Below are 1107 nucleotides of genomic sequence, written 5' to 3' on the forward strand. Positions count from 1 at the left end.
GCGCAGGTCTACCTGAAGCGCGAGGACCTCAACCACACCGGCGCACACAAGATCAACAACGTCATCGGCCAGGCCCTGCTGGCCAAGCGCATGGGCAAGCCGCGCGTCATCGCCGAGACCGGCGCCGGCCAGCACGGCGTGGCCACGGCGACCATCTGCGCGCGCTACGGCCTGGAGTGCGTCGTCTACATGGGCAGCGAGGATGTGAAGCGCCAGTCGCCCAATGTCTACCGCATGAAGCTGCTCGGTGCGACCGTCGTGCCGGTGGAGAGCGGCAGCAAGACGCTGAAGGACGCCCTCAACGAGGCGATGCGCGACTGGGTCACCAACGTCGAGAACACCTTCTACATCATCGGCACCGTGGCCGGCCCGCATCCCTATCCGATGATGGTGCGCGACTTCCAGCGCGTCATCGGGCTGGAGTGCCTGGAGCAGATGCCCGAGCTGGCCGGCCGCCAGCCGGACGCCGTCATCGCCTGCGTGGGCGGTGGCTCGAACGCCATCGGCATCTTCCACCCCTATATCCCGCACGAGGCAGTCCGGCTCATCGGCGTCGAAGCAGAAGGGCAGGGCATCGCCAGTGGCAAGCATGCCGCGACGCTGACCGCTGGCAGCCCCGGCGTGCTGCACGGCAACCGTACCTACCTGCTGCAGGACGAGGATGGCCAGATCATCGAGACGCATTCCATCTCGGCCGGCCTGGACTACCCCGGTGTCGGCCCCGAGCACGCTCACTTGAAGGACATCGGCCGTGCCGAATACGTCGGCGTCACCGACGCCGAGGCACTGTCGGCCTTCCACCGGCTGTGCCGCACCGAAGGCATCATCCCGGCGCTGGAATCCAGCCACGCGGTCGCGCATGCCATCAAGCTCGCCCCGACGCTCGGCCAGGACAAGGTGCTGCTGGTCAACCTCAGCGGCCGGGGCGACAAGGACATCGGCACCGTGGCCGACCTGTCCGGCGCTGCCTATTTCGACCGACCTTCGCAAGCGGGCGAGATGGTCAAGGGAGGTGCGCAATGAGCCGCATCGCCACCACTTTCGACCAGCTCAAGGCCGCCGGCCGCAAGGCGCTGATCCCCTTCGTCACCGCGGGTGATCCGTACC

General features: G+C 67.5%; 1 protein-coding gene and 1 pseudogene. Both read left to right on the forward strand.

The genetic code is table 11. The annotated features are described in order from the left end of the window. On the forward strand, positions 1-1023 hold a 1023-nt coding region (trpB, locus tag ACXJKR_RS33185), incomplete at its 5' end, for a tryptophan synthase subunit beta (protein ID WP_457326480.1). Further along, a pseudogene (locus ACXJKR_RS33190) lies at positions 1020-1107 on the forward strand (tryptophan synthase subunit alpha); the annotation flags it as partial. The gene trpB and the pseudogene ACXJKR_RS33190, both read left to right, overlap by 4 nt.

Source organism: Roseateles sp. P5_E11 (genome assembly GCF_054049355.1).